2 protein-coding genes are annotated in these 3,891 nt (G+C 44.3%); one reads left to right on the top strand and one right to left on the bottom strand.

Annotation, left to right across the window (positions count from 1 at the left end; translation table 11 throughout):
- Positions 1–277 precede the first annotated feature (277 nt).
- The gene (cqsA, locus tag AB4263_RS07605; protein ID WP_372083629.1) at positions 278–1,459 is read left to right on the top strand and encodes an alpha-hydroxyketone-type quorum-sensing autoinducer synthase; all 1,182 of its coding nucleotides are present in this window, start codon (positions 278–280) and stop codon (positions 1,457–1,459) included.
- A 150-nt stretch (positions 1,460–1,609) separates the two neighbouring features.
- On the opposite strand, the gene AB4263_RS07600 is transcribed toward cqsA, so the two are convergent.
- Positions 1,610–3,658 (bottom strand): response regulator, encoded by a 2,049-nt coding sequence (locus AB4263_RS07600; RefSeq protein ID WP_372083628.1) that lies wholly within the window; start codon positions 3,656–3,658, stop codon positions 1,610–1,612.
- Positions 3,659–3,891 lie beyond the last annotated feature (233 nt).

Here is a 3,891-nt window from a genome sequence, read left to right as displayed (position 1 = left end):
CGTAGCACGTAGCACGTAGCCTTTCAAAATCCGCTTTTTTAAATGCCTTCGAATGCCGAATTCTAATAGCCTTTTGTCATAAAAAAGAAGGCTATTATTCCTATCTTAATTCGGGTAAAGCCCCGAACCGTAAGGAAACCCACTCGCCTCAAAACCCTTAAATGCTGAGTTTGCAAGCACCCACAAAATTATGCAACTTGGCTAATGACACATCACTTTTTATCGTCAATATACAGCCGTCAGCGCTGGCGTTTTCCTGTATTTGAAGAGAACTATTATGAGTGATAAAACAAAAAACAAACCACTACCTTCCTTTATCGAAGAACGCTTGAACTTCTATATTCAAGACCTGATTACCCAGAACCAAAGCCAGAAGCATTTAGTATTGGGTAAACGCCCCCAGCGTAATTCCGTTGTGATGCAGAGCAATGATTACTTAGCGCTGTCACATAACAAACCGATCCAAGAGGCCCATCAAGCGGCGATTGTCGAACAAGATGACAACGTAGTGATGTCTGCAATTTTCTTACAAGATGAGCAGTCTAAACCTGCGTTTGAAACTGAGCTCGCGAACTATGTCGGAATGGAGAGCTGTTTGCTTTCTCAGTCTGGCTGGGCTGCTAATATTGGGCTATTGCAAACCATCTGCCCACCGGGCACACCTGTGTACATTGACTTCTTTGCACACATGTCGCTATGGGAAGGCATTCGCGCTGCAGGCGCCCTCGCCCACCCGTTTATGCATAACAATATGAATCACCTGCGCAAACAGCTAGAGCGCCACGGCTCCGGCGTTATTGTGGTCGATTCGATTTACAGCACAATCGGCACCATCGCCCCACTACGCGACATCTACGAAATGGCGCAGGAGTTTGATTGTGCCGTTGTCGTTGATGAATCGCATTCACTGGGTACGCATGGGGAAAATGGTGCTGGCTTAGTTCACGCATTGGGTATCACTAACCAAGTCGACTTCATTACCGTTAGCTTGGCTAAAACCTTTGCTTATCGTGCAGGCGCTATTCTTGGGCCGAAGCAGCTTTCAGAAACCTTACCTTTTGTCGCGTATCCAGCTATTTTCAGCTCGACCGTGTTACCACAAGAGGTGGTTCGTTTAGAGAAAACATTAGAGGTAATAAAAGGCGCAGAAGACAAACGAGAAGCCTTATTCAAAAGCGCTAAATCGCTTACTACCGGTCTCAAACGGATTGGCTTTAACATCCGCAGTGAGTCTCAAATTGTAGCGCTAGAGTGCGGCAATGAAAGAAACACTGAACGTGTGCGTGACTTCCTAGAACAGCGTGATGTGTTCGGTGCAGTATTCTGCCGCCCTGCGACTGGCAAGAACAAAAACATCATCCGTTTTTCAGTGAATGCCGACATGACGCCAAGAGACATTGACCATGTGCTCACGGTTTGTCACGAAGCGTACCATCACCCCGAGTTAGAGTTCGTGTAACCTTTTTCGAACCATATTTATAACCAACACCAACGGCAGGACTGAATGGACGCTATCATGTCGCGATACAAAAAGAGCCCAGCAATTCGCTGAGCTCTTTCTTGAATCTATGTCTACCCAATGGCCGTGAACTTCAGACTATTACACCCGCTAAATCCAGTGAGCAATTTTATCAAACAGTCGGTTTTTATCGGCAGGTTTAACAATAAAGTCCGACATGCCTGATGATTCCATCTTTTCCAAGGTAACGGGAGAACTGTCACCCGTGTGAGCAATAATCGGCACCGAAGAGTATTCTTTGTCGGCACTGCGAATTCGGCGAGAAGCTTCAACCCCGTCCATGATTGGCATTTCAATATCCATTAGGATCAAGTCGATTTCGTCGGTATCAAGCGCATCTAAGGCTTGTTGTCCGTCTTCTTTTTGCACAACATCAAAGCCCTGTTTTTCCAATAACATTGCCGTAAATCGGCGTAGAGATTCATTGTCATCGACCACCATAATCGTACGTTTAGTGGTGGCCTCTAGCGGTTTTACAGCAACCGATGGTATCACGTAGTTGGAGTCAAACAGTAAACGGTCAATGGTCGCTTTAGTATTCAGTAGCCAGACTTGTGTTTCCACCCAAATAGGCTCGAAAGAAATGTTACGTACACGCTTGATAGGATGACGCTCATACAAGTAAATGATTCGCGCCTCAGTAAACGAAAGTAACGATTCAATCCTATCGAGGCAATTGGCTCTTAAATCCAAGCTCTCCATATCAACGAAAATCAAGTCGAATTCGAACTGGTATTCCTTATTTTTAAGCGCTGATGCTACATCCAACACCGTGAGCTCAAACCCCATAAAACGGGCTACCTCAGTCATTTTATTGGTGAGAACTTTCTGGTCACTCACCATTAGCACAGTCTTAAGTTTAGTCAGTTCATTCTTGATTTCTTTCACCGAATGGGAAGACAAAGACGGAAAAGTCATCGTGAACTGTGTCCATTGATCCACTTCAGACTGACATTTAATTTCACCACCAAACGAGCGCATTACCTTCTGACAAAATGGCAAACCTAAGCCGTAATTACCCGATTGGCCAGTAGTATAAAAGTCCTGAAAAATGCGTCGAATCACATCATTTGAGATGCCTGATCCGTTATCGGTAACCATTATTTGATTGGCCACTTCATCACTAGACATGGTGACATGAATATGAAAATCTTCAGGGCTACGATGATGGAACGCATTCTTGAACAGATTATACATGACGTATTTCAACAAGGTGTCGCTACCCAAGAACTCAAAGTTACTCTGCACATCCAAGGAGATTGCTGACTTATCAGCAGAGCGCTTGTAATTGAAACTGTCTATCGCATCCTCAACCACCGCTTGCGCTGAATGCTTCTTAAACGTAGATCGAGAGACTCGGTTTTCATCAATTGAAGTCAGTAACAGATCTATCGTTTCGTTACCGGAATGAATGATCTCCATCGCTTCATCGCCCACTTCACGCAACTGAATCACTTCTTCATTGCTTAACGCATATTGCCCTTTTTGATCGCCACTTTTAGGGTTCGGCAATATGGACTGCATGACATCAATAGAGGTAAGTAATCCGCTTAGAGGGTTTCGCATCTCATGGGCAATACCCGCACCAAAAGACTTCGCCAATGACACCTTGTTTTCATGTTCCACCTGATTGCGGAAGTAGAACAAGTTGCCGAATAAGTAGATAAACAAAAAGATTGGCACATGCGTCCAATCCATTGTGAGTTCGAGGTAGAAGCCTTGTGCAATCCAAGCGCACAAGGTAGCAATCCCAATACCGGCAAAGGTTTGTGCAAACATCACTCTCGTCACGTGCACCAATAAAATATGGAGGAAAATAGCCGACATGAATGACATAACCCAAACGTTGGACCAATTATTCATTAGCAGCATGTAGAAGAAGAAACCTGGCAAACAGATAGTTACGGCAACTTGATAATAAGCCGGAAGGTATTTTCGCCATTCAAATGGGACGCGATTGCGAAATATAATGCCAAAGAACAATACCGAGCAAAACAGGCGAAGCGCTAAGTTTTCGTAGGGTTGCGGGAACAAAAACTCCCACACAATGTAGTAAATTGGGAAGCCGACAAAGCCCATCCAACCCACGAGGGTTAAATTCGGTTCTGCGTACTGGTAAACTTTACGAATCGCGTTCATACGAAATACTTTGCTCTCTAAGCCCTGACGTTTATTAATTCTATGATTTGGTTTTTATACTTATATTTTGGCGCCGATTATATTACACATCACGTCCGAGCAGTGAGGTTTCAATCAAATATGTACCAACGCATTTGTTTTTATTATTAAGCGTAGATGAATGATGCACCCTGCTGACGCTTAAATTTAAGTACGAGTGCATGGTTCAGGGATCAGGGCGGGATCGCACTTTG

The organism is Vibrio sp. 10N.261.55.C5 (genome assembly GCF_041470505.1).
GTDB classification, from domain to species: domain Bacteria; phylum Pseudomonadota; class Gammaproteobacteria; order Enterobacterales; family Vibrionaceae; genus Vibrio; species Vibrio crassostreae_C.
This window is presented reverse-complemented; position numbering and strand designations above follow the sequence as displayed.

What these genes read in the sequence shown, in the direction of transcription:
- AB4263_RS07600 (WP_372083628.1), bottom strand. Translation starts at nt 3,658, where the DNA reads ATGAACGCGATTCGTAAAGTTTACCAGTACGCAGAACCGAATTTAACC.
- cqsA (WP_372083629.1), top strand. Translation starts at nt 278, where the DNA reads ATGAGTGATAAAACAAAAAACAAACCACTACCTTCCTTTATCGAAGAA.